The organism is Sphingomonas phyllosphaerae (assembly GCF_036946485.1).
In the GTDB taxonomy this organism is placed as follows: Bacteria; Pseudomonadota; Alphaproteobacteria; order Sphingomonadales; family Sphingomonadaceae; genus Sphingomonas; species Sphingomonas phyllosphaerae_E.
This window is the reverse complement of record NZ_JAQIJA010000001.1, coordinates 285,964-310,004: the sequence shown is the minus strand read 5'-3', so window position 1 is coordinate 310,004 and position 24,041 is coordinate 285,964. Positions and strand designations below refer to the sequence as shown.

The 24,041-nt window shown below is 67.9% G+C and carries 15 protein-coding genes; 7 read left to right on the top strand and 8 right to left on the bottom strand.

The window, feature by feature from the left end:
- Positions 1-13 precede the first annotated feature (13 nt).
- The 4 genes from PGN16_RS01490 to PGN16_RS01475 form a co-directional block, all read right to left on the bottom strand.
- Positions 14-1,333 carry a WD40/YVTN/BNR-like repeat-containing protein gene (locus PGN16_RS01490; protein WP_335307629.1) on the bottom strand — a complete coding sequence of 440 codons (1,320 nt, stop codon included), beginning with the start codon at positions 1,331-1,333 and terminating at the stop codon, positions 14-16.
- Positions 1,334-2,221: 888 nt separating this feature from the next.
- Positions 2,222-3,721: a tryptophan halogenase family protein gene (locus PGN16_RS01485; protein ID WP_335307628.1), complete on the bottom strand. Its 1,500-nt coding sequence runs from the start codon at positions 3,719-3,721 to the stop codon at positions 2,222-2,224.
- A complete protein-coding gene (locus PGN16_RS01480; protein ID WP_335307627.1) occupies positions 3,718-5,250 on the bottom strand; it encodes a tryptophan halogenase family protein in 1,533 nt (510 codons plus the stop codon). Before PGN16_RS01480 ends, PGN16_RS01485 begins: the two co-directional genes overlap by 4 nt.
- A 49-nt stretch (positions 5,251-5,299) precedes the next feature.
- Positions 5,300-8,359, bottom strand: coding sequence for a TonB-dependent receptor (locus PGN16_RS01475; protein WP_335307626.1), 3,060 nt, complete (start codon positions 8,357-8,359; stop codon positions 5,300-5,302).
- Between the two features lie 443 nt (positions 8,360-8,802).
- On the opposite strand from PGN16_RS01475, the gene PGN16_RS01470 reads away from it, so the two are divergent.
- The 5 genes from PGN16_RS01470 (at position 8,803) to PGN16_RS01450 (ending at position 14,097) form a co-directional block, all read left to right on the top strand.
- Positions 8,803-10,176, top strand: a complete 1,374-nt coding sequence (locus PGN16_RS01470; RefSeq protein WP_335307625.1) for a glycoside hydrolase family 27 protein — start codon at positions 8,803-8,805, stop codon at positions 10,174-10,176.
- A complete protein-coding gene (locus tag PGN16_RS01465) occupies positions 10,173-10,919 on the top strand; it encodes a FadR/GntR family transcriptional regulator (RefSeq protein ID WP_335307624.1) in 747 nt (248 codons plus the stop codon). Before PGN16_RS01470 ends, PGN16_RS01465 begins: the two co-directional genes overlap by 4 nt.
- 104 nt (positions 10,920-11,023) lie before the next feature.
- The gene (locus PGN16_RS01460) at positions 11,024-11,386 is read left to right on the top strand and encodes a hypothetical protein (RefSeq protein WP_335307623.1); all 363 of its coding nucleotides are present in this window, start codon (positions 11,024-11,026) and stop codon (positions 11,384-11,386) included.
- A 75-nt stretch (positions 11,387-11,461) separates the two neighbouring features.
- Positions 11,462-13,120, top strand: coding sequence for a M28 family peptidase (locus PGN16_RS01455; RefSeq protein ID WP_335307622.1), 1,659 nt, complete (start codon positions 11,462-11,464; stop codon positions 13,118-13,120).
- Between the two features lie 11 nt (positions 13,121-13,131).
- Positions 13,132-14,097 (top strand): agmatine deiminase family protein, encoded by a 966-nt coding sequence (locus PGN16_RS01450; RefSeq protein WP_335307621.1) that lies wholly within the window; start codon positions 13,132-13,134, stop codon positions 14,095-14,097.
- A 371-nt stretch (positions 14,098-14,468) separates the two neighbouring features.
- Here the strand turns inward: PGN16_RS01450 and PGN16_RS01445 are convergent, their stop codons facing one another.
- The 3 genes from PGN16_RS01445 to PGN16_RS01435 form a co-directional block, all read right to left on the bottom strand.
- On the bottom strand, positions 14,469-15,965 hold the full coding sequence (locus tag PGN16_RS01445) for a S10 family peptidase (protein ID WP_335307620.1): 1,497 nt from the start codon (positions 15,963-15,965) through the stop codon (positions 14,469-14,471).
- Between the two features lie 232 nt (positions 15,966-16,197).
- Entirely contained in the window at positions 16,198-17,079 is an 882-nt protein-coding gene (locus tag PGN16_RS01440; RefSeq protein WP_335307619.1) for a DUF1176 domain-containing protein, read from the bottom strand.
- Entirely contained in the window at positions 17,076-18,170 is a 1,095-nt protein-coding gene (locus PGN16_RS01435; RefSeq protein ID WP_443019558.1) for a DUF1176 domain-containing protein, read from the bottom strand. The genes PGN16_RS01440 and PGN16_RS01435 overlap by 4 nt, the downstream gene beginning before the upstream one ends.
- 75 nt (positions 18,171-18,245) lie before the next feature.
- On the opposite strand from PGN16_RS01435, the gene PGN16_RS01430 reads away from it, so the two are divergent.
- Together PGN16_RS01430 and PGN16_RS01425 are read left to right on the top strand one after the other, a co-directional pair.
- Positions 18,246-19,115: a 3-hydroxybutyryl-CoA dehydrogenase gene (locus PGN16_RS01430; RefSeq protein WP_335307617.1), complete on the top strand. Its 870-nt coding sequence runs from the start codon at positions 18,246-18,248 to the stop codon at positions 19,113-19,115.
- A gap of 78 nt (positions 19,116-19,193) precedes the next feature.
- On the top strand, positions 19,194-20,948 hold the full coding sequence (locus PGN16_RS01425) for a histidine kinase famiy protein (RefSeq protein WP_335307616.1): 1,755 nt from the start codon (positions 19,194-19,196) through the stop codon (positions 20,946-20,948).
- Positions 20,949-21,156: 208 nt separating this feature from the next.
- Here PGN16_RS01425 and PGN16_RS01420 read toward each other — a convergent pair whose 3' ends face one another.
- Complete coding sequence (locus PGN16_RS01420) at positions 21,157-23,913, bottom strand: valine--tRNA ligase (protein WP_335307615.1); 2,757 nt, start codon at positions 23,911-23,913, stop codon at positions 21,157-21,159.
- Positions 23,914-24,041 lie beyond the last annotated feature (128 nt).

Here is a 24,041-nt window from a genome sequence, read left to right as displayed (position 1 = left end):
ACGACGAGTCACCTCAGCGCACGGGATCGCCGTACATGATCCCCCGCCCGTCGGTGCCGACATAGACCCGGCCGAAGCGGCGCGGATCGCCGCTGATGACGCGCAGACGCAGCCCCCATTGATGACGCGCGTCGTTGATATGCGTCCACCGCGCGCCACCATCGATCGAACGATAGATGCCGCGCTGCTCGCCGACCGCACCGATCGCGTAGAGCGCCGGCCACGCCGCCCCCGGCGCCGCCTTGCCGATCCCGAAGCGCGTGATCGCGATCTCCTGCGACGCACGCGTCCAATGCTCACCGCGATCGGTCGAGCGGTACAGGTCCGGCCCGACCAGCAGCCACAAGGCTCCGGCGCGTCCCGGCACGGCTACCAGCGGGTTGGCCGCCTCGCGCCCGACCGCGCGCGCGCCGGAAAGATCGGCGGGAAGTCCGACACCTGCGACGGCGTGAAAGCGCGCGCCGCCGTCGTCGCTGCGAAGCACGCGCCCCCCGTCCGCATCGACCGCGTAGAAGAGCTGCGCATTGGCCTTGTCGGCGGTCACGCGCGTGCGCGTCGGCAATCCGCGAACGGCGACCCAGCTTCGTCCCCGGTCGCGGGTCAGCAGCGGCTGCTCGGTCTCGACCACGAACGTCGTGCCGTCGGCGGAGACGGTGATCGCGGCATTGCCGGTCTGCGCGCGCGAGGGCGCGCCACTCTCCCCGGTCTGCGCGGGCACGCGCAACGGCTGCCACGTCGCGCCGCCATCCGCCGACCAGGCGAGCGAGGTGTCGGGCACGACCGGCTTGTGGGTATTGCCGCTGCGCACCATCACCTGCGGCGCGATGCCCGCGTAATCGAGCGAATTGGTGTTGGTCAGCATCGGGTTGCGATGCACGTGCGGCGGCGAGCGCGTCAGATCGTCATGCCGGAACCCGCCGAGATCGCCGAAGCCCGACACCAAAGGCGCGCCGCCGGTCGGGCTGACCAACGTAATGATCGCGGTCTGCTCGATCCCGCGCGTCCACGGCGCCCAGCGCATCGCGCGCGCCGCAGCGAAGTCGTCGGTGGCATAGACGGTCGCGCCGGTGACATAGGCGGCATGGTCGGCATCGAACGGGTCGATCGCCAGCCCGGCGATCCAATGCCCGAAGTCCGCCTTGCCGTCGAAGTCGAGGAACGGCGTCGCGGACACGTCACGAACGCTGTCGCGCGCCAGTTCGCGCCACGTCTGCCCGGCATCGGCCGAGCGCCACACCGTGTCGCCCGGGCGAGAGCGGTTGACCGTCGCGACCGCGATCACGCGCGGATCGCGCGCGGCGACCGCCACCCCCATATAGCCGCCCGGTACCACCGCCGCGCCCTTCAGTGGGGGTAACGTCCTGCCACGCGCCAGCGCGCGGATCGAACCGCCACACCGCGCCGCGCGTGATCCCATTGGGACCGATCGCGTCGCAATAGGTCAGCGTCAGCACGCCGTCGGTGCCGATCACGCCCTTGACCGGCAAGAGGTCCGCCGCCGGCCCGCCCGTCACCGCCTGCCAGTGCGCGCCGCCGTCGTCGGAGCGGAACAGGTGCCGAGCGCCCGGATCGGCGCTGGCGACGAAGATCCGCCCGCGCTGCGCCGGATCGAACAGCACGAACGACAGCCCGCCGTGCGTCGTCCGCGGGCGATCGGGTCGCCCCAGACCGGCGAGCGGGAACGCCGCAACCTTCTGCCAGTGCGCACCCGCATCGTCGCTACGCCACAATCCGTCGTGGCGCGAACCGAACATCAGCGTGGCGGTATGATGCGGATCGATCGCCAGCCGCTCGCCCAGCCCGCGCCCGTCCTCGTTGCCGCCCATCGCGAACGGCACGATCGTCTTGCGCCAGTGCACACCGCGGTCAGTCGAACGGAAGACCGCCGCCGGCCCCCGCGCCGACATGCCCGCCGCCAGATAGACGATGTTTCCGTAGCGCGGATCGGGTGCGATGCTTTCGATCCCCATGAAGTTCGACTCCGCCTCGTCGTCCTGCAGCGGCTGCCAGCGGCGGCTGCGCGCGTCCCAGCGATACGCGCCGCCCATGTCCGTGCGCAGATAGGCCAGCCCGCGCTCGACCGGGCTGAAGACGATCCCCGGCGCGAACCCGCCCCCGCCGACCACGACATTCTGCCAGCGATATGGTGTCGCCGGCGGCGGTGCCGCGCCGGTGCAGGCAAGCGCCGCCAGCGCGATCAGGAGCGAACGCCGCATCATCGTCATCCTCGGCTGGAACTCGCGCAATGCCGCGCAATGAAGGCGGCGTGGTCGGGCATCGCCGCCGCGGTCTGCGCGATTACGCCGCGCAGGTGGTGAAGGAACCGCCCCGCCTCGTCGCGCGGCAAGGCGGCCAGCAGCGGATCGAGCGCCTCCGGTTCCGCCTCTTGCCCGGCGAGCACCGCGACCCAGCTGTCGTCGGTGAACAGTTCCCCCGGTTCGGGCAACACCCGCCCGCGTGCGCGCCACAGCGCCAGCTTCTCGGCCAGCGTATCGGGCGGCGGCGTCGTGCGGCACTGCCGCCAGAAGTCCGAGTCATCGCGTTCGGTGGCGTGATAATGGAGAATGATGAAGTCACGGATCTGGCGGTATTCGGTACTGAGCAGGCGGTTGTAGGTGTCGCGCTCGACCGCGGCGTGCGCGTCGCCCGGAAACAGGCTCATCAACCGCGCGATCCCTGACTGGATCAGATGGATGCTGGTCGATTCGAGCGGTTCGAGGAACCCGCCCGCCAGCCCGATCGCGACACAATTGCGCTCCCACAAGCGTTCGCGCACGCCCGCGGTGAAGCGCAACGCGCGCGGCTCGCCCAGAGCGGCACCGTCGAGCCCGCCGAGCAAGGCATCCGCCGCCCGCTGGTCGTCGACAAACGCGCTGGCATAGACATGCCCGTTGCCGACACGGTGCTGGAGCGGGATCCGCCAGCGCCACCCGCCCGGCTCGGCAGTCGCCCGCGTATATGGCAGCAGCGGCGTGGTGGAGGCGCTCGGCACCGCCAGCGCACGGTCGCACGGCAGCCAATGTTGCCAGCTCACAAACGGCACGCCCAACGCTTCGCCGAGCAGCAGCGAGCGGAACCCGCTGCAATCGACGAAGAAATCGCCCGCGATCCGCCGTCCGTCCGCGAGCGTGACCGCCGCGATGTCGCCGCTTTCGGGGGCCAACTCGACCGTGCCGATCCGCCCCTCGACGCGGGTCACGCCCTCGCCGACCGCCCGCGCGCGCAGGAACGCGGCATATAGCCCGGCATCGAAATGGAAGGCATAGCGCAGCGATGACAGCACCGCCGCCGGATCGCGCGAGGGCCGCGTGAAGCGCGCCTGCCGCGCCGCAACCGCGGTCAGGCAATAGTCCTCCAGCCCGCCCGGCGCGTCGCCGTCGTGCCGCGCGCGCGCCCAGAGCTGGTGGAACTTGACCCCCTGCACATCGCGCCCGAAGGTGCCGAACGGATGGAGGTAACGTTCCCCGACGCACCGCCAATCGACAAACTCGATCCCCAGCTTGAACGTCGCGCCCGTCGCGCGCACGAACGCATCCTCGTCGATGCCAAGGCGCTGATTGAAGTCGTGAAGCGACGGGATCGTTGCCTCGCCGACGCCGACCGTACCGATCTCCTCGGACTCGACCAGCGTCACCGTCATACCCGCATCGGTCAGACGTGCGAGGACGGCGGCGGTCATCCATCCGGCGGTCCCGCCCCCGACGATGACGACCCGCTTCACGCCGCGCCGAACCCACGAACACGCGCGTATTCAATCAATTGCCGGTTGCTCGGCAGATTGGCCACCGCGAACGCCGCCTGCCGCTCGACCTCGGCGAACGCGCGGCGCGCCTCCTCGGCGTAGCGATAGGCGCCGGCGCGGGCGGACAAATCCGTCTTCCACCCCATGCCGTACAGCACATATTGCCAGCTGGCGTCGGTGAAGATGTCGACATTGGCGTCCATGTCGATCTCGGTCGGGGGACGGAAACGCCAGCGCTCCAGCATGTCGTGGAGGCTGTCCGGGATCGAGGATGCCGCGACATTGTCACGCCAGAAGTCGGAATCGCGCCGCTCGGTGATGCAATAATGCAGTTTGATGAAGTCGCGGGCGCGTTCGTAGCGCTTCAGCATGTTGGCATTGAACTGCCGCGCGGAGGTGTCGTAATCGCCGCCCCACGGGAACAGGTTCGCGACCATCCCGGCCGCCACTTCGGAGAAGACGATCCCGGTCGCCTCCAGCGGTTCGAAGAACCCGCTCGACAACCCGATCGCGACGCAGTTGCGGTGCCAGTTGACCTCGCGATAGCCGGCCTCGAAGCGGATCTTGCGCGGCTCCAGATCCTGCCCGGTGTAGGCGCGCAGCAATTCCGCCGCGCGCGCGTCGTCGGTGTGCGCCGACGAATAGACGTGCCCGACCCCACGGCGGCGATCGAGCCCGATGTCCCACATCCACCCCGCCTCCTGCGCGGTGGCGACGGTGTAGCTGACGATCGGTTCGCGCTCGTCGCGGTACGGCACCTGCACCGCCAGCGCGCTGTCGCAGAACAGCACGTCGCGGCACGAACGGTAGGGCATCCCCAACGCCTTGCCGATCAGCTCGGCGCGGAAGCCGGTACAGTCGATGTACAGATCGGCGGTCAGCGTCCCGTGGCGGTCGGTCACGACGCCGGCGATCGCGCCATCCTCGCCGACCAGCACCTCGTCGACGCGCCCGTCGAGATGCGTCACCCCGCTCGCCACCGCTTTGTCGCGCAGCAGCGCGGCGAGCGCCACCGCATCGAAATGGAAGGCGTAGTTGAGCGGCGCGACATAATCGGGATGGCTGGGCAGCTTGGGCGCGCGGTGCGCGTCCGCGGCCTTCTTCTGCGGGCTGCACACCGCATCCCAATTGTCGGTGCCGCCGTGGCCGAGCAGCCAATAAGGCAGCAGTTCGACGCCGTTCGGTGCCTCGGCGACCTGGAACGGGTGCGTATAATGATCCGGCCCCGCCAATCCGGGGGTAAAGCGCCAGTGCGCGAACTTCGCGCCCTGCTTGAAGCTTGCGCCGCAATGGCGGATCAGGTCGGCTTCGCCGATCCCGATCGTCGCCAGCGTGTTGCGGATCGTGGGAAAGGTCCCCTCCCCCACGCCCAAGATGCCGATATCGGTCGATTCGATCAGCGTAATCGCGGCCCCGCCGGGCAGGTCCGCGCTCAGCCGCTTCGCCAGATAGCCGGCGGTGAGCCAGCCGGCGGTCCCGCCACCGACGATCAGGACGCGCTTTCTCATCACCGACTCCTTCGCAGGCCCGCCCCAGGGGGCGAGCCTGCGCATCCTATCAGAACGACAGGTTGATGCCGGTACTGATCCGGCGATCGGCCTGGAACCAGCTCCGCCCGATCAGCGTGCCGCCCGGATAGCCGCCCATCAGCGTCCGCTGCGTCGCGGCGGTCAGGTTCGTGCCCTGAATACCGAACGAGAAGTTCTCGGTCACCTTGAAGCGGACACCGGCGTCGAGCGACCCGTAATTGTCGCCATACACCGGCAGCGCGATCTGGATCGGCGTCGAGGTATTAGCCGCCGTGAAGTAATTGTACGTCGGGTTCGTACCGTTACTGTTGGTCGACTGCAGGTAACGCGACCGCCACGAATAGGCGACCCGGAAGGAGATCGGATTGCGCTCGTATAACAATGTCGCGTTAAAGTTGTGCTTCGACAATCCTACCAATGGCGCGTCGTTCTTGATGACGCCGTTGATGTCGCGATAGAGATCGCCGGGGTTCTTGCTGTCGATGAAGGTGTAATTGCCTTCGAACCCGAAGCCGCTCAACCAGCCCGGCAACATATCGAGGAAGAAGCGACCACCCACTTCGACACCCTTGACCGTCGCGGCTTTGGTCGCATTGCTGTAGTCGGACGCTGCGATATTGGCGAGTTCCGTCGAGCCGTCCGAGAAGACAATGTTCACCTGACGTTGGGTCAGCGAGAAGATCGGCAGATCCGTCAGGCGCTTGTAGAAGGGCGCGATGTGGAACGACGTGCCGGGCTTCAGATAATATTCGAACGACAGATCGAAGTTGTTCGACATCGTCGGCTTCAGCAACGGATTGCCGGTTTCCGTCGTGAAGTTGGTGAAGTTCGGCAACCCGCCCGGCGTGCTCGCCGGAGTCGTCGCCACACCGACCGTGCCCGAAGCGCGCAGTGCGTTGAAGGTCGGCAAGTCGAGCGTGATGTTGTAGCCGGCGCGGATCTTGCTCCGATCGGTCGGCGCGAACTCCAGGTTGATCGACGGCAGGACGCGGGTGAATTCGGCCTTGCCGCTACGCGGCACCGCGTCGTTGGTCAGCGTCGCGGTCGCACCGTTGCGGATGAACGTCGTGCCGTTCTGACGGATGTAGCCGCTGCCCTCGTTCGTGATGTTCACGACGCGGACGCCGACGTTGCCCGAGATACCCGGCGCATCGCCCTGCGGACCGAAGCGCACCAGCGCGTACGCCGCCAGATTACGGGTCTGGTTGTCGACACGATCGTCGGGCAGGACGAAGCGGACCGGGCGGATACCCGATGCGCCGCCATAGCCGCTGCCGGCCGGCAACGCGCCCGATGACGAGCAGTTCGACCATTGCGGATTCGAGATGGTCGCTCCCGGATTGTTGGGATCGGCGATAGTCGCCGGGCCGCAGAAGCCCGCCGGCGGCGACTGGACCAGCCCGGTGCGATCCCTGTTGTAGCGCGAGGCCAGCGCCTCCGACGCGAACATCAGATTGCCGGGCAACGTCGTCTCGCCGCGGAAGAAGTCGTTGAAGGCGTGGTACGAAGTGTCGCCGGGGGCCGCATTGACATAGGTCAGTTGCGGATCGCCGTTCCAGCCACGGCCCAGCGCGGTCCAGTTGTAGCCGTTCGCGAAGTCGCGCTCCGTCCGCTTGGCGGCACGGCCGCCGATCTTCACCGAACGGAAGAAGCTGTCATCGAACTTGTATTCGGCATCCACCTGGGCGGTGTCGAGCCGGCCCTTGTTGTCCTCATTGTGCGGCATCGAAGCCGACCAGAAGTAATTGGACGGATCGGCGAACGACGCCTGCGTCGACGGCCCGACCGTGATGCGCGGCAAGTCGCCAGTCAGGTCCATGCCGAAGCCCTGACCGAACCCGATCTCGCGGAAGATGTCGATCCGGTCGTAGATCTGGCGCGAGTCAACGCGCTGCAACGCACCCTTGATCGTCAACGGGCCATCATCGGGCGCCCAGACGAACGACAGCGAATAGTCGCGCGTCACGGTGTTGCTGGTGACATAGCCCTTGTTGCCGCTGCTGTTCACCTGTCCGCTGCTCGGCAGGAAGGTGCCCGTATCTCGGTTGAACAGCGAGTTGGTCTTCAGCAGCAGCCCGTTCTCGTCGAACTCGCTGGTCGCCGGATCGACCGACAGCGTCTGCGACGACACCTGCGCGCCGTAATCGCTCGACTTGCTCTTGTAGCGCGACTGGAAGAAGCTGCCCGTAAAGGTCAGCGAGTCCGACGGTGCCCACTGCACCGCGCCATAGATGCCATAGCGGCGATACTGGAACGCTTCATCACCATAAGTGAAGCCACCGGGGATGTAGTAATCCTTCGAGTCGATCCGCGTCTTGAAATACGGCTCGGTGCGGATGAACTGCGACAGCGAACTGAACTGGCTGTACGCCACGTCGGCCAGCACGCCGATCCGGCCGATCCCGGTGTCGAACGACTTGGTGACCAGCACCGAGCCCATCGGATCGGCCTTGTTGGCCATGTCGCCAAGGCTCAACTCGCCGGTGCCGGCGACATGCCAGTCGCCGTTGAAGTCGAACGGCATCTTGGTGCGCAGGTCGATCTGGCCGCCGGTGCCGCCCTCGATCAGGTCGGCGGTGGACGCCTTGTAGACGTCGACCGCGGCCATCAACTCCGGCGTCACGTCGCTCCACAGGATCGCGCGACCGTTGTTGGCGCTGAAGATCTCGCGGCCGTTCAGGCGCGAGGCGACGCCGGTCAGGCCGCGCACCTGCACGCCCGAGCCCTGCACCGAATAGTGATCGGGATCGCCGAGCGCAGCGAAGCGGACGATCGACACGCCCGACACGCGCTGCAGCACTTCGGTGATCGAGTTGTCGGGGAGCTTGCCGGCATCGTCGGCGACGATCGAATCGACGATCGTCTCGCTGCGGCGCTTGCGCTCGTCGGCGGCCTGCAACGCGGCGCGGCGGCCGGTGACGACGACGTCGCCCGCGCCGGCGTCCTCACCGGTGGCTTCCTGCGTGGTGGCGACGGCGCCCTGCGGCTCGATCTGCGCCTGCGCCGACGTGGCGAGCGCGACCGCGGCAAAGGCGATCGCCGACGCACTGCGACGAAGCGCGCGCGAATGATACCGGTATGAAATCATAACCCCCCCTAAAGACTCTTTCACGCGTTCACGCGCTGTAGGTAGCGCTCCCAATACGCCGCCTTTTTTCGAAAACAAAGCATTTTATAGTATTTGCCCGGGACAGTTTTCAGGCGCTTGTCGCGGCAATCCTGCCGCTCCTTCAAAGCGTTAGCTAAATGTTAGCGCCAACATAGGCTGAAAGCAGCGTTGCGTTGCTGGTGACGCACGGGCCGTGCGCAGCGCGAATGACATCGCAGGGTGCCCGGACCGAAAAGGGCGCGTTCATCGTCGCGGAACCACCGCGCGGGATCTCACTTGCGACCCGCGCGAACGCCACGCGGCGACCACTCGACCTGAGATCGCTACCTATGGTGGCGAGCGGCGCGCAATTCTCCTTCCCGCGAGGATTCCGGCCATCTAGGACGTCGAACAAAGCCGCGAGGGAGAGGATCGACGTGACCATGACAGGGATTAACCGGCGCCAGGCGTTGATCGGTGCCACCGCCGTCGGCATGTCTGCGCTGTCGGCAAGCGACGCCGCTGCGCAACAGCGTGAAACGACGCAGGCTGCGGGCGGAGCCGCCCTGCTCGCCGCCCGTCCGCCGATGGGGTGGAATAGCTGGAACAGCTTCGCGACGACGATCACCGAGGCGCAGGCGCGCGAGACCGCCGCGATCATGCGCGCGAAGCTGCTGCCGTTCGGCTACGACGTCTTCACCGTCGACATCCAATGGTACGAACCCGAGGCGTCGAGCTACACCTACAATGCGAAGCCGACGCCGGCGATGGACGGCTATGGTCGCCTGATCCCCGCCCCCAATCGCTTTTCATCGAGTGCGGACGGCTCGGGTTTCACCAAGCTTGCCGCCGACGTCCATGCAATGGGCATGAAGTTCGGCATCCACCTGATGCGCGGCATCCCGCGGCTGGCGGTCGAGCGGAACCTTCCGATCCTCGGCACCCGCTATCGCGCCGCCGATGTCGCGGACAAGAACAGCATCTGCTCCTGGAACCCCGACATGTACGGCGTCGACATGACGAAGCCGGGCGCGCAGGCCTATTACGACAGCGTCTTCGCGCTCTACGCCGGCTGGGGCGTCGATTTCGTCAAGATGGACGACATGAGCCGCCCCTATGACGCCCACGCGCCGGAGATCGAGGGCGCGCACAAGGCGATCGTCGCCACCGGCCGCCCGATGATGCTCAGCCTGTCGCCCGGCGAAACCCCCGTGATCCGCGGCGAGCATGTCCGCCAATATGCCCAAATGTGGCGCATCTCCGACGATTTCTGGGACGATTGGGCGATGCTGGAGGCGCAGTTCACCCGGCTGGAGAACTGGAACCCGTGGCGTCGCCCCGGCGCGTGGCCCGATGCCGACATGCTGCCGCTCGGCCGGCTCGCGCTCGGGCAGCGCGACACCAAATTCACCCCCGACGAACAGCGGACGTTGATGACCTTGTGGTCGATCGCGCGGTCACCGCTCATCATGGGCGGCGATCTGCGCCACCTCGATGCACCGACGCTCGCGCTGCTCACCAACCGCGCGGTGCTCGCGGTCAATCAGGCGTCGACCGACAACCGCCCGCATTTCGTCGAGGATGGCACGCGCATCTGGTCGGCCCGTCCCGAAGACGCGCCCGCCGACCGCTATGTCGCGCTGTTCAACACCACCGGGGCGCCGAAGGACGTCGGCATCGCGCTGCGCCAGCTCGATCTGCCCGGCGCGGCGCGCGTGACCGACCTGTGGTCGGGCGCGGCTTTGGGGAACGTGACCGGTCGGTTCGCGCAGCGGCTTCCGGCGCACGGTGCCGGCCTGTACCGCCTGCGCGCATGAAGCCGTCCGCGATCGATCCCCGGCCGGAGCCGCGCGGCTCCGGCCGGCGGATCCGCGGCGCGGTGCTCCATGCGCTGGGCCGCTCGATCCTCGCGGGCGATTATCAGCCGGGTGAGGTGCTGCCCGGCGAAGTCGCCCACGCCATCGAACTGGGCGTGTCGCGCGGTGCCTATCGCGAGGCGGTGCAGGCGCTGATCGCCAAGGGACTGGTCGAAAGCAAGCCGAAGACCGGCACGCGCATCCTGCCGCGCGGGCGCTGGAACATGCTCGACCCCGACGTGCTCGCCTGGGCGTTTTCGGGCACGCCCGACATGCGGTTGCTGCGCAGCCTGTTCGAGTTGCGCGCGGTGATCGAGCCGTTCGCGGCGCGGCTGGCCGCGGAACGGCGCACCGACGAGGATCTGGCGATCATGGACCAGGCGCTGCGCGACATGGACCGGCTGACGCTGGCCGACGAACAGGGGCTCGCCGCCGACCGGCGCTTCCACGAAACGATCCTCAATGCCTCGGACAATGATGCGTTGATCGCGCTCAGTTCGGGGATCGCGGCCGGCGTCGAATGGTCGACGCGCTTCAAGCAGCGCAAGCGCGCGCTGCCTCGCGATCCGGTGCCCGAACACCGCCTCGTCTACGACGCGATCGCCGCTGCGGACAGCGAAACCGCCAGTCAGCGGATGAAGACGCTGGTCCAGAACGCGCTGGACGATACATGGTTCGGGATGGGCGGCGGCGCGATCCGCTAACCTCCACCGTCGCCCCGGATGACGGTGGAAGAAGACGGCGGCGGCCGCGCCGCGTCGCTCCACCATCAGATTGACTGGCCAGCAAAAATCCCCATATTTCCGTCATGAACACCGCCGTGTTCCATCAACGCTTTCGCGACCACGCAGGCCAGCTCGCCGCACGCGGCCAGCCCGGGTCCGGCGGCGCGCCGCTCGGGCTCGGGACCTTCCCGCCACATCCCCGCGCGGCGCGCCCGCGGCGCCCGCGCTTTCGAGCCAGCGGAAGCCTTGCCATGACCGATCGCCTGTTACCGCCCGATGCATCGCCCTTGTCCGCCGATCACGACGCCCATGTCGCCGCGCCGTTTCGCGATAGCCCGCCGCCGGCCGGCCCCGCCACCGACAGGGCATTGGCCACCGGGCTGCTGCTGACCATTCTGTTTTTCGGCATCCCCCTGCTGCTCTATTGCGTCCTCACGTCGGGCTGACCGCACCGCGACGCGTGGACAGCGCCCGCGCCGCTTGGCAGAAGGCGCGGGCCTGTTCCCGCGGAGTCCCTTGTCATGCGTCTGCGTTTCGCCGCCTTGCCCCTTCTCGCGCTCGCCGCCACTGCGCCGGCGCAAACGATCGTCGCGCCGGTCGCGCCGATCTCCGAACAGACGCTCAAGGATGTGACGAAGGAATTGTCGTCGGACGCCTATGAAGGCCGCGCGCCGGGCACCGCGGGCGAGGAGAAGACCGTCGCCTATCTCGCGAAGCGCTTCGCCGCCGCCGGGCTGAAGCCGGGCAACAAGGGCAGCTGGTATCAGGACGTGCCGCTGGTCGAGCTGACCGCGAAGAACGTCTCGCCATTGGTGTTCACCGGCGCGGGCGCGCCGCTCAGCCTGAACTACGGACCGGACATGGTGGTCGGCACGTGGCGGATCACACCGCGCGTCGAGGTGAAGGACTCGCCCGTCGTCTTCGTCGGCTACGGGATCAACGCGCCGGAGAAGGGCTGGAACGACTATGCCGGGCTCGACGTGCGCGGCAAGACGGTGCTGATCCTCGTCAACGATCCCGACTGGCGCACCCCCGATCTGGTCGGCCCGTTCGGCGGGCGCGCGATGACCTATTACGGCCGCTGGACCTACAAATATGAGGAAGCCGCGCGGCAGGGCGCGGCAGCGGCGATCATCGTCCACCAGACCGAGCCGGCCGCCTATGGCTGGAACGTCGTGCAGTCGAGCTGGACCGGCGCGCAGCAGGTCGCCGACGCCGCCGACAACCATGCCGGCGACAGCGCCGCGATCGGCTGGATGCAGGAGGCGCAGGCGCGAAAGCTGTTCGAGCGCGAGGGGCTGGATTTCGACGCGCTCACCGCCGCGGCCGGGCGCAAGGGCTTCCGCGCGCGTCCGCTGAACGGCGTCCGCGCCTCGGTGTCGTTCGACGAGAACGTCCGCCGCCACCAGTCGCGCAACGTGATCGGCATCCTGCCCGGCACGACGCGGCGTAACGATTACGTGCTGTATTCCGCACATTGGGATCACCTCGGCCATTGCGAGGCGGCGCCCGACGGCGACGACATCTGCAACGGCGCGATCGACAATGCCACCGGCACCGCCGCGCTGGTCGCGCTCGCCGAAGCCAATGTCAAAGCCGGGCCGACCCCGCGCAGCCAAGTGTTCGTCGCGGTGACCGGAGAGGAGAGCGGACTGCTCGGCTCCGAATATTACGCCGCCAACCCGGTGTATCCGCTCAGCCAGACGGTTGGCGGTGTCAACATGGACGCGCTGTCGCTGGCCGGTCCGGCGAAGAACGTCGTGGTGGTCGGCAAGGGCAAGTCGGAGCTGGACGCCTATCTGAACGCCGCGCTCAAGACGCAGAACCGCGTCGCCAGCGCCGAGCCGACCCCCGAGAAGGGCTTCTATTATCGCTCCGATCACTTCAGCCTCGCCAAGCGCGGTGTGCCGATGATCTATTTCGACGCCGGCGACGATCTGGTCGCGGGCGGCAAGGCGGCGGGCGCAGCGGCGGCGAAGGACTATGAGGAACATCGCTACCACGGCCCCAAGGACGAATATGACCCGAACTGGAACTGGGCGGGCACGGTGAAGGATGTGCAGCTCTATTACGGAATCGGCCGTGCACTTGCGGAGAGCAGCGCCTGGCCCAATTGGGTGGCCGGCGACGAATTCCGCGCGATCCGTGACAAGAGCCGCGCCGCGGCGATGGCCAAGTAAGAGGGACGACGATGACCAAGACCCCGCCGCCCGAATGGGCTCCGCACGCCGCCGTCTGGATCGGCTATCCCAGCCATCCCGAATTGTGGCTGGAGGATCTGGACGAGGCGCGCGCCGAAGTCACCGCCTTCGCGCGCGCGGTCCATGCCGATGGCCGCGGCGAGCAGGTGTTGCTGGTCGCCGCCGACGACGAAGCCGCCCGCGACGCGCGTGAGCGCGCCCCGTTTGCGGAGGTAGTCGTCGAGGCGTTCGGCGATATCTGGTTGCGCGACACCGCGCCGATCCTCGGCGGCGACGGCAAGGCGCGCGACTTCGGCTTCAACGGCTGGGGCGGCAAGTATGAGCTGGAGGGTGACGACGACATCGGCGCGCGGCTGGGGCGCGCGCACGGGCTGACGGTGCTGCCGTGCGACTGGATCCTCGAAGGCGGCGCGATCGACGGCGACGGCACCGGACTGGTGGTGACGACCGAGCAATGCCTGCTCAACCCCAATCGCAACCCGCGCATGTCGAAGGCGGAGATCGAACAACGCCTTGCCGACGATCTCGGGCTGACGCGCGTGCTGTGGCTCGGCAACGGGCTGCTCAACGACCATACCGACGGGCATGTCGACAATCTCGCGCGGTTCGTCGCGCCGAACCGGCTCGCTTTGCCGCGCGCGGAGGAGAACGATCCGAACTGGCAGGTCTTCCAGGACGCCGCGATCCGCGCACGCGCGATGGGGATCGAGGTGGTCGAGGTGCCCTCCCCCGGCCGCGTGCTGCGCGACGAACAGGTCGTGCCGGCGAGCTACATGAACTTCTACATCGGCAATGCCGCGGTGGTGGTGCCGGTCTATGGCAGCGAATATGACGACGCCGGCGTCGCGGCGATCCGCGACCTGTTCCCCGACCGGGAAGTGGTGGGCCTGCGCGCCGATGCGATCCTGACCGGCGGCGGCAGCTTCCACTGTATCAGCCAGCAAATCCCGGCCTAGCCGCGCCCGCGCGGCGCTGCGCGGGCGAGAAGCCCGCGCAAGGCCGGGATCGGCCGGCGCGCGGCCAAGCCGCGCGTCCGACGTGAAGGCGGCGGCTTGGCCGTCGCCCCGGACCTGAACCGCGACCCCGCTTCATCTCGGCGAGAAGGCTGAGCTTCAGCCCGTCATTGCGAGCGCAGCGAAGCAATCCAGAGCCGGACCAGGACGCACTGGATTGCTTCGCTGCGCTCGCAATGACGGCGGAAAGTAATGCCACCACGGCAAAAGAGAGCGGGGCCCCGGATCAAGTCCGGAGCGACGAACAGGGGTCAAGCCGCTCGGACCATCCCCGCCGTTCTGATCGACAAGCGGTCGAGCGCCACGTCCCTATCTCACCGATACATCGCCGCCGCATCCGCCTTGAACGACGCGCCGCTGTCGGTGCGGCTGTAGAACATGTGCCCGCCGGGATAGACGCGCAGCTGCACGCGCTCGGGCACGCCGAACGCCGGCATCTGGTCGACGATCAGCCGCGACGCAAAGAACGGGCACGACAGATCGTCCCAGCCATGCACGATCAGCACGCGCATCTTCGGATCATTGGCGATCGCCTTGCGCAGGTCGCTGACCGGCGTGTCGGCCGGCTGTCCGCGATCCCACGCCGCGTTCACCGCATAGGACAAGGCATTGTAGCGCGCGTCGGTCTTCCAGCCGACTTCACGCGTCACGAAATCGACCATCGCGCTGGTGGTCGGCGCGATCAGCGTGTCGAGCAGCGAATCGTTTGACTCCTGCCGCGGCGACCAGGGGAAGGGATCGAAGGCGGTGACGTTCGAATCGTAGATGCTGCCGATCGTCGCATCGTTGCGATGCACCTCGCGCAGGAAGGTGCGCGTATCGACGCGCCCGCCCATCCGCTGCACCAGCGCCGGATCGAGCCCGGTCAGTCGCGTCACGTTGCTGACGACGCGCTGCACCGCCTCGGTGTTCGCGCGCCCCAGCAGCAGGTCGCGCGCGAAATCGCCGCGGGTATAGGCCTCGACCTCGGCCATCGCCGCCGGGGTGAGCTGCCCCTTGCGCTCCAGATTGGCGGCGGCCATCGACGGCAGGTCGATCATCCACGGCAGCGGCGACAGCGCGGTCGCGTCATTGCCGACCGCCGGATCGAGATAGGGCGAGACCATGATGAGCCCGCTCAGCCCGACACCGACCTGCGATTGCAGCTCATAGGCGATGCGCGGCGCGCGATAGCCGCCGTAGCTTTCGCCCATCACGTACTTGGGCGAGCGCAGCCGGCCTTCCTTGACCAGCCAGTCGTAGACGACCTTAGATAGATATTTGATGTCGGGATCGTTGGCGTAGAAGGCCTTCTTGGTCGCATCGGCATCGACCAGGCTGCGGCTGAACCCGGTGCCGATCGGATCGATGAAGACCAGATCGGTCATGTCCAGCCAGCTATTGGGATTGTCGCGCGCGATCGGCGCGTCGGAGGGCGAGTCACCCTGCGCGCCGAACTGCACGCGCTTCGGCCCGACCGCGCCCATGTTGAGATAGACCGACGCCGCGCCCGGTCCGCCGTTGAACGCGAAGGTGACGGGGCGCGACGGATCGCTGCCGGGAACGGTATAGGCGGTATAGACCACCTGCCCGATCTCCTTGCCCTTTTCGTCGCGCACCGCGATCGTGCCGACCGTCGCCTTGTAGCTGATCGTACGGCCGCCGATCCGTGCGGTCTGCGTGATCGTCTTGTCGGCGGGCAGCGGCGGTTGCTGCTGCTTGTCGTCCTCCTGCTTCTTCTCGACGGTGGTGGTGGTCTTGTCGGTCTGCGCCAGCGCGGGCGCGGTGGTGGCGAGCAGCAGGGCGGCGAAGGACAGCGTGCGAACGATCATCGGGAGGGTGACATCCGAAGGAGACGCCCCGGCGGGGTGCCGGTGGCTGATCGGGAGATGTTACACCCTCGCCCGCCACGCGCAATCCGCGCATGACCCGGATCGAGACGCGCGTTTCTTCCGTCGTCATCCGGCCTTGAGCCGCGGCCCCGCTTCTCCTACGCGACCGAGGCAAGAAGCGGGATCCCGGATCAAGTCCGGGATGACAGAACAGGGTTAAAGTCGATTGCGGCTACCCGCCCCGCACCAAGGCGCGATAGGTCGTCACCTCATAGGTCGCGCGACGGCACTCGGCGATGACGCGCTCCTCCGCGAGCCGGAAGCCCGCGCCGTCCCAGGCGAAGTCACGTCGAACCCCGCAATCCCGCCCGGGCGTGGCGGGCAGCAGCACCGCATAGCGACGCCGGGCCGGCACCCACGCGCCGGTCGCGGGAAGATCGGCGGCGGGGTGCGCATCGCCCTTGTCGGGCAGAACGTACGGCAAGGCGCCGGCACCGCGACACGGCGACACCACTTCGAGCAGGCTGTGCCCCGCATCCAGCCGATAACCGCGCGCATAGACCGCACCGCATCCCTTGGCGGGCTTGCCGACCAGCTTTTCGAGCTGCTTGCGCGACAGGGTACGCGGCGCACGCGCGTCGACCGGCGGTACGTCGATCACCGCCGTCGCGGCCGATGCTGCACGTTCCTCCGCGAGTGCGGCCAGCGCCGCGCTCAATCCGGTCAGCGACGTGCGTACCCGCACCCGCCCGCCCGGTTCCGCCAGCGTCAGCAATCGCCCGCGACGCAGCGCGGGGGCGAGCTTGCCATTGAACGGCAGCGACAGCCCCACCCCGCGTCCCGGCGCGATCAGTTGCGCGATCGTCCGCCCGTCGACCGCCACCGTCATCCGCGTTCCCGCCGCGACCGTCGCCGGGATCGGCAGATCGACCGCCGCCACCGGTCCGTCGCCGCGCAGCACCACCAACGGATAGGCGGCGGGATCGCCGCCCGCCGGGACCTGCGACAGGGCGACGCAGCGCTGGCGATGATCGCAGAACACCCGCCAGTCGCCCGCGTCGACCGGTGCGATCGCGACCGCAGCCTGCCCCGCCAGCAACAGCGCGACGCTCACCCGCGCACCACCCGCGCCTGCCACACGGGTAGGTAATCCGGGTTGCCGCGGCACTCGCCCATGCTGCGCTGCTCGGTCAGCCGCAATTGCGTGCCGTCCCATACGAACGACTGCATCACCCCGCAATCGCCGAGCCCGCGCCCCTTGGCATAGCTGCGCAGCACGCCACCATCGACGTCGCCGTTGATGACGCTGTGTACCGGCGTCTGCGAGTCCGCGCCGGTTTCCTCGAACCCGGACGGCGCATCGGTCCTGGCCGGCGTCGCCTTGCCGTCGCGCACGATGAACAAGGCGTCGATCTCGTTATACGCACCCGCCGAACAGGGCAGCAGCACCAGCGTCGCGCCATCGGCAAGACCATGCGCGCGCGGCTCCGGTCCCGTGAAGGACGGGTCGCACTCGGCGGTCCGTCGCATGGCGGCGAGCAGGTCGGGGGTCATCGTCGCCGGCGTGCCCGCAAACGCCACCGCGCGGACGTGCGGCGCAGGGCGCGCTGCCGGCACCGTCGCGGCCGCTTTGTCGCCGCGCGCCACCAGCGCCGTCACCGTCCCCGCACGCCCCTGTTGCGCGTCGATATAGCGCAGCGCCGCCGACGCGCCCGCGGCCGAAATCGTCCCGAGCCGCTTGCCGCTCTTGTCGAGCGCCTCGATCGTCTTGGCATCGGCCAGCGCACGCGCGATCGCCGCCGCCTCCGTGCCACTCAACCCCGCACCCGCGACCGGAAAGGCGCGGCCGTCGATCCGCAGTGTCGCGGGCGCGTCGCCGTCGCCCTGCGGCATGTCGAGCGCGATCTCGATCGCGCCGTCCGGACCGGCGGCGCGCGCGACCTGCATCGTCACCGCCGGGAAGTCGGCGTCGGTGCCGAGCGACGCCATCGCGCAGCGCGCGACATTGTCGCACGCCACGGTCCAGTCGCGGAACGTCTTCTGGTCGCCGGGCTTCGGCGACGCATGATCGTCGCCGGCCGGCGCTCCGGCAGAAGTCGCTGTCGCCGCGACGGTCGGCGTGGGCGTCGGTGACGGTGGCGCGTCGGCGGGTTGCTGCGAACAGGCCGCCAGCCCCAGCACGGCCGCAAACGCCACTCTTTTCATCGCTCTGTCCCCTGCCGCTGGCGCATCATCGTCGCGGCAGGTTAAAGGCGCGCCAACATGAATAGGAGATGGCAGATGCAAGTGGTCGGCGTAATCGGCGCGGGGCAGATGGGCGCGGGGATCGCGCAGGTGTCCGCCGCGGCGGGCTATCGCGTGTTGCTCAGCGACGTCGACACGGCGCGCGCCGAGGCGGGCAAGTCGGGGATCGCCAAACGGCTCGCACGCGCGGTCGACAAGGGTCAGATCGACGCCGCGGCGCGCGATGCCACGCTGGCGCGGATCGAGCCGGTCGCCGGCGCCAGCGACTTCGCGCCCTGCGATCTGGTGATCGAGGCTGCGACCGAGCGTGAGGAGATCAAGCGCCGGATCTTCGCCGATGTCGGCGCGGTGCTGCGCCCCGATGCGCTGCTCGCCTCGAACACCTCGTCGATCCCGATCACGCGGCTGGCGCAGGCCGCGCCCGACCCGGCGCGCTTCATCGGCGTCCACTTCTTCAATCCGGTGCCGGTGATGGGGCTGATCGAGGTGATCCGCGGCCTCGCCACGGCCGACGCGACCGTCAGCGCGATCGAGCAATATGCCGAACGGCTCGGCAAGGCGGTGGTGCGCGCCAACGATGCGCCGGGCTTCATCGTCAACCGCGTGCTGATGCCGATGCTCAACGAGGCGATCTTCGCGCTCGGCGAGGGCGTGGCAACGATCCGCGACATCGATCTCGCCTGTCAGCTGGGGCTCAATCATCCGATGGGGCCGCTGACGCTCGCCGATTTCATCGGGCTCGACACCTGCCTCGAGATCATCCGCGTGCTGTTCGAGGGCACCGGCGACCCGAAGTTCCGTCCCGCCCCATTGCTGGTCAAATATGTCGAGGCCGGCTGGTACGGCAAGAAGAGCGGTCGCGGCTTCTACGACTATTCGGGCGCCGAACCGGTCCCGACGCGCTGACGGCAATTATTTCCAACGCTCCCCCGTCCGGCGCGACCTTTCTTGCGTCGGAGGGTTGGGCTGCATAACAGCCGAGGAATGAGCGACAACGTGCAGCCGTCCGATCCGAACAAGCACGACGATACCGATCCCACCGGGCTTGCCGCGGGTCGCCCCGCCAAGGGGACGATGGACGTCGGCGCCAGCGAGCCGATCGAACGGCCCGGGCTGCACCATTGGCGCGAAAGCACGATCACCGACCCGAATCTCCAGGATCGCGGCGGCGTGTTCTTCGCCGCGATTGAGATGACGCGGATGCCGATGCTGCTCACCGATCCCAGCAAGGACGACAATCCGATCGTCTTCGCCAACAAGGCGTTCCTCGACCTTACCGGTTACGAGGAAGACGAGGTGCTGGGCCGCAACTGCCGGTTCCTGCAGGGCGCGCAGACGGATCGCAACGCGGTCGCCGAGCTGCGCGAGGCGGTCCGCACCCGCTCGTCGGTCGCGCTCGAACTGCTCAACTATCGCCGCGATGGCTCGCCGTTCTGGAACGCGGTGTTCATCGGCCCGGTCTATGACACGCAGGGCAAGCTGCAATATTTCTTCGCCAGCCAGCTCGACGTCACCCGCCGCCGCAATTCGGAGCAATCCTATCGGCAAGCGCAGAAGATGGAGTCAATCGGCCAGCTCACCGCCGGGCTCGCGCACGATTTCAACAATCTGCTGCAGGTCGTGAACGGCAATCTGGAGCTGGTCACCCACACCAAGGACCCTGAACGCGTGAAGCGCTATGTCGCGGCGGCGCAATCGGCTGCCGAGCGCGGCGCAAAGCTGACGCGGCAATTGCTCGCCTTCGCGCGCAAGACCCGGCTGGAGCCGCGCCCGCTCAACCTCACGCATCTGGTGTCCGAGTTCAGCGAGCTGATCGAAAGTTCGGTCAACAAGCAGGTCGACATCCATCTCAGCCTGCGCCGCGGCTTGCAGCATGTCGTGGTCGATCCCGACCAGCTCGAAATGGCGCTGCTCAACATCGTCAACAACGCGCGCGACGCGATGCCCAACGGCGGGCTGGTGACGATCTCCACCCTGCCCCGCCACCTCAACGGCGACGCCGCCGCGCACGATCTGCCGTCGGGCGATTATGTCGTCTTGCAGGTCGAGGACAATGGCGAGGGCATGAGCCCCGAGGTGCTGGAGCGCGCCACCGAGCCGTTCTTCACCACCAAGGGCACCGGCAAGGGCACCGGCCTCGGACTGGCGATGGCCAGCGGTTTCGTCCGCCAGTCGGGCGGACGGCTGGAGATCGAGAGCACGCCGGGCAAGGGCACGCTGGTGCGGATGCTGTTCCCCGTGATACAGCCCGATCGCCACACCGACAACGATCAGGCCGAATCCGAAGCCGCGACCAGCGCCCCGCGCGAGGGCGCCGAGCACATCCTCGTCGTCGAGGACAATGACGAGGTGCTGGCGATCGCGCGCGAGATCCTTGAAAGCGCGGGCTACCGTGTCTCGACGGCGATCAGCGCGGAAGCGGGGCTGAAGGTGTTCGACGCGGTCCACCCGAAAGACCGTTTCGACCTGCTGTTCACCGATCTGGTGATGCCCGGCGGGATGAACGGGCTGATGCTCGCCGACGCGATCGTCGAGCGCGACGCTGCGGTGTCGGTGCTGATGACCACCGGCTATAACGAGGAACTGGTGGTCGGCGGCCCACGCGCGCGGGCGACCGACGTGCTGAGCAAGCCCTATCGTCGCTCCGAACTGCTCGACCGCGTCCGGCTGGCGCTCAACCGCGGCGGCGAGGGCGGCAAACGCCGCACCCGTTCGGATTTCGGCGCGGTGCAGGCGTAAGGGCACCGGTTTCCGTGCCGTGCTCCTCTTTTCGTCATTGCGAGCGCAGCGAAGCAATGACGATGCGGGATTTGGCGGACGGTCTGACAAAAGCCCCACCGTCACCTATATTCCGTCGCCCCGGACCTGATCCGGGGCCCCGCTTCTTCTTGACGGGCCTCGCAGAATAGCGGGGCCCCGGGTCAAGCCCGGGGCGACGAACAAAACGTCACCCCAACCGCGCCAGCGCCGCCGCGAACCGCTCGGCATCGGCGCTCTTCTCGGCGTGATCCGCCCGCGCCTTCTCGACCGCCTCGGGCTTGGCGCGCTCGACGAAGCTCGCGTTGCCCAGCCGCCCGGCCAGCGCATCGCGCTCCTTCTCGGCCGCCGCCAGCGACTTCTGCAACCGCTGCCGCTCGGCATCGAGGTCGATCACGCCCTCCAGTGCCAGCGCGAACGTCTCCGCCCCCCACAGGATCGGCGCCCGCGCCCCCTGTGCCTCGCCCGCGGTCAGCGTCACCCGCGCCAGCCGCTCGACGTAAGGCGCGATCGCCGCCGGCACCTCGCCCGCGCCGGTGTGCAGCGCGATCCTCGCCCCCGGCGGCACGTTGAGTTCGGCACGCGCGCCGCGCACCGCCTCGACCAGCTCGATCGCGCGCCCGATCTGCGCGGTCGCGGCCGGATCGAGCGCCCGCGCGTCCGCCATCGGCCAGTGCGCGACGATCAGCTCGTGCTCGCGCGGGGCGAGCGCATGCCACAATTCCTCGGTGATGAACGGCATGAACGGGTGGAGCAGGATCAGGATCTGGTCGAGCACCCAGCCCGCCACGGCCTTGGTCTCGTCGTCGATCGCGCCCTTGATCAGCTCCAGATACCAATCGCAGAACCGGCTCCATACGAACTGATAGATCGCATTGGCCGCCGCATCGAAGCGATAGTCGGCCAGTGCGAGGTCGACCGCCTGCACCGTCGCCACCGTCTCGGCGATAATCCACTTGTTGACCGCCAGGGTCGCGACCGGCGGCTCAATCGTCGTCGACCCCCCGATGCCGTTCGCCTGCGCGAAGCGGCTGGCGTTCCACAGCTTGGTCGCGAAGTTGCGATAGCCCTCGACGCGCTTCTCATCCATCTTGATGTCGCGGCCCTGGCTTTCCATCGCCGCCATGAAGAAGCGCAGCGCGTCGGCGCCATAGGCGTCGATCAACCCGAGCGGATCGACGGTATTGCCCTTCGACTTCGACATCTTCGCGCCGTCCGCCGCGCGGACGAGGCCGTGCAGGTAGAGCGTCTTGAAGGGCACGTCGCCCATGAACTCGATGCCCTGCATCATCATCCGCGCATCCCAGAAGAACAGGATGTCGAAGCCGGAGATCAGCACGTCGTTCGGGTAACGACCGTGGAGTGTCGGGTCGGCGTTGTCCGGCCAGCCCATCGTCGCGAACGGCCACAAAGCACTGGAAAACCATGTATCGAGGACGTCAGGATCACGCCAAAGGTAAACCCGCTCCTGATCCTCGTCCGCGAGCATCAAGTTGATTGCATGAACCTGCGTGTCGACGACGCGAACACCCCGGCCACGATACGGCAAGAAATCTTCAGCTGCCGTCTGTGCATCCGTGCTGTCGATCGCAACGAACGGTCGCGGGATGTCGTACCGAAGCTCGTTGTCGACAACACTCGGCCCGAACCACGCCGGAATCCGATGCCCCCACCACAATTGCCGGCTCACGCACCACGGCTGGATGTTCTCCATCCAGTTGAAGAACGTCTTCTCCCAAGTCTTCGGCACGATCCTGATCTGGCCCGAGCGCACCGCCTCGATCGCCGGCTTCGCCAAGGTCGCGGCATCGACATACCATTGGTCGGTCAGCCACGGCTCGATCACCACGCCCGAGCGGTCGCCATACGGCGTCTGGATCGTCCGCGCCTCGGCGTCATGCTCGAAGCCCTCCTTGTCGACATGCGGGATCAGCACGCCGTCCGCCTTCAGCCGCGCGACGACCGCCTTGCGCGCCTCGGCGGTGGTCAGCCCGAGGTACTCGGCCGGGATCAGCCCATCGGCGGTCTGCACCACCCGCGCCTGCGCATCGAGCATGTTGAGCATGTCGCGCGCCTCGATCCCGGCGCGGCGGCCGACCTCGAAGTCGTTGAAATCATGCCCCGGCGTGATCTTGACCGCGCCCGAGCCCAGCGCCGGATCGGCGTGCTCGTCGGCGACGATCGGGATCAGCCGCCCGGTGATCGGCAGCCGCACCTGCTGTCCGACCAGCGCGCGATAGCGTTCGTCCTCCGGGTGCACCGCAATCGCCATGTCCGCGAGCATCGTCTCGGGCCGCGTCGTCGCGACGTCGATATGCCCCGACCCGTCCGCCAGCGGATAGCGCAGGTGCCAGAAGCTGCCGCGCACCTCGCGCGTCTCGACCTCCAGGTCGCTGATCGCGGTGCCGAGGCCCGAATCCCAGTTCACCAGCCGTTTGTCGCGATACAGCAACCCGCGCGCGTGCAGCTCGACGAACACCTTCAGCACCGCCTTGCTGAAGCCCTCGTCCATCGTGAACCGCTCGTTGGCCCAGTCCATCGAGCAGCCGAGCCGGCGCAGCTGGCGCGTGATCTGCCCGCCGCTCTCCGCCTTCCATGCCCACACCTTGTCGACGAACGCCTCGCGCGTCAGATCGGTGCGCTTCTCGCCCCCGGCGGCCATCTGCCGCTCGACCACCATCTGCGTCGCAATGCCGGCATGGTCGGTGCCGACCACCCACAAGGCATCCTTGCCCTTCAGCCGCGCGTGGCGCGTCAGGATGTCCTGCAACGTATTGTCGAGCGCATGGCCGATGTGCAGCGAACCGGTCACGTTGGGCGGCGGATTGACGATCGTCCACGGCTCGGCGTTGGGACGATCGGGGCGGAACAGGCCCTTGTCCTCCCAATGGGCGTACCATTTGGATTCGATGGCGGCGGGGTCGAAGGTCTTGGGAAGCTCGGTCATGTCCGTGTCTGTAGCCACAGCGTCCCGCGCTGAGAAGCCGCTGGCCAACACTTGCTTAACCTGCGCCGCTTACCGGTCGAAGGACGGGGGGCGAGCGGGCCGATGGGACGATTCCACAACGATCACAA